General features: G+C 45.6%; 1 protein-coding gene. It reads left to right on the plus strand.

Features of this window, described 5'->3' with window-relative positions; all coding sequences use genetic code 11:
- Positions 1-39: 39 nt before the first annotated feature.
- Positions 40-2,100: alkyl sulfatase dimerization domain-containing protein (locus B7X71_RS15725; RefSeq protein ID WP_293601419.1), on the plus strand; the 2,061-nt coding region annotated here is incomplete at its 3' end.

The following is a 2,100-nucleotide window of genomic DNA, read 5'->3' on the forward strand; positions in this document are numbered from 1 at the left end:
TTTTCTTTTTACCAATATTCGCATTAGCTCAAGGTCCATATGAAAACCCAATTAACTCTGATTGCAGCATCTATCGCACTCATTTCTGGAAATGCTGTATTCGCAGCTGGCGGCGGTGGAGTCGTAGCTGATCCGGGCGCTATGCAGGGTAAGCACTTTGATGCCAAAGGCAAAGCCCCCTCGACCTTTACGGTGGAGCTGCAGAATGGCTTACGCAAAACCCTACCTTTTGAAGATAAGCGTGATTTTGAAGAATCCAAGAGAGGATTTATTGCTGCCCCTGCTTATAAAACCATCATGGCAGATGCAGGTAACGTAGCCTGGGATATGGGTAGCTATGAGTTCTTATTGCAGGGCAAGGATTTTGATAGCGTTCATCCATCTTTACAGCGCCAAGCCATTCTCAATATGGGTTATGGTCTCTATGAAGTCGTCCCAGGAAAGATTTATCAAGTACGCGGCTTTGACTTATCCAATATTAGTTTTGTTAAAACCAATACCGGTTGGATTGTCTTTGATCCACTGACCTCCAAAGAGACTGCAAGAGCAGCTTTGGAATTAGTTAACGAGAAGCTAGGTAAGCGTCCAGTTGTTGCGGTGGTGTATTCCCACTCCCATGCCGATCACTTTGGCGGTGTGCGTGGCGTGGTTGATGAGGCTGATGTAAAGAGCGGAAAGGTGAAGATCATTGCTCCGGCTGGCTTTATGGATCATGCTGTTGCAGAGAACGTATACGCAGGCAATGCCATGACACGCCGTCTGTATTTTCAGTACGGTGTTTTATTGCCACGCAGCCCATTTGGTCACGTTGATCAATCCATTGGTAAAAATACAGCCGCAGGCAATCTCGGCTTAATTGAACCTACCATTCTCATTAATGAGCCATTTGAAAAAATGACAGTAGATGGCGTGGAGATGGAATTTCAAAATACGCCAGGTACAGAGGCTCCGGCTGAGATGAATACTTATTTCCCGCAGATGAAGGCATTCTGGGCTGCTGAAAATATTACCGGCACCATTCATAACATCTATACCTTGCGTGGTGCTTTAGTGCGCGATGCCTTGGCATGGTCTAAGAATATTAATAATGCCCTATATCGCTATGGCACTGAGGCGCAAGTCATGTTTGCCTCCCATTCATGGCCACGCTGGGGCAATGATCGCGTGCAGGAAGTCATGCGTACTCAGCGCGATAGTTACGCCCACTTGAATAATGAAGTTCTGCATTTGGCGAACAATGGCGTCACGATCAATGAAGTGCATAACGTTTACAAGCAGCCAGAGAGCTTAAAGTCTCAGTGGGCAGCGCATAGCTACCATGGCTCAGAGGAGCACAACAGTCGTGCGGTGATCAATCGTTACCTAGGTTACTGGGATGCTAATCCTGCTACTTTGATTCCCTTATCACCAAAAGATTCTGCACCGCTGTATGTCGAGATGATGGGTGGTGCCGGCAAGATCATGGCAAAGGGTAAGCAGCTCTATAAACAAGGTAAATACCGTGAAGCAATGGAGATCGTGAATAAATTGGTTTATGCAGAACCAAACAACACAGCAGCTAAAGATTTGCTAGCAGATATTTTTGAACAAATTGGTTATCAAAAAGAAAGTCCAAGTGTGCGTAATAGTTTCTTGGGCGCTGCCTACGAACTTCGTCATGGTATGCCTTCTGGAGCATCGCCAAAGACTAATGGCCCTGACATGATCAGAGCAATGACTACTGAGTTGTGGCTCAATGCCTTAGCGATCAGCATGGATAGCAAAAAAGCTGCCGGCATGAAGTTCACTATTAATCTCGACACCCCAGATAATGGTGAAAAGTTTGTAATCGAGATGAGTAATTCTGCACTCACTAATATCAAAGGCTATCAGGATAAAAACCCCAACCTGACTATCATCGTGAACCGTAGCGACTTAGAGAAAGTCATGGGCGGTCAAACTACCTTTGAAAAACTCCAAGCCGAAGGAAAAGCTAAATTTGAGGGTGATCGCAAAGCATTTGATCAATTGCGAAGCACGATGACAACCTTTACTCCAGACTTTGAGCTGATGCCTGGAACAAAATCTAAAAAAGCCCCACCTGCTCAACCAATCAAAGAC

Source organism: Polynucleobacter sp. 39-46-10, assembly GCF_002282275.1.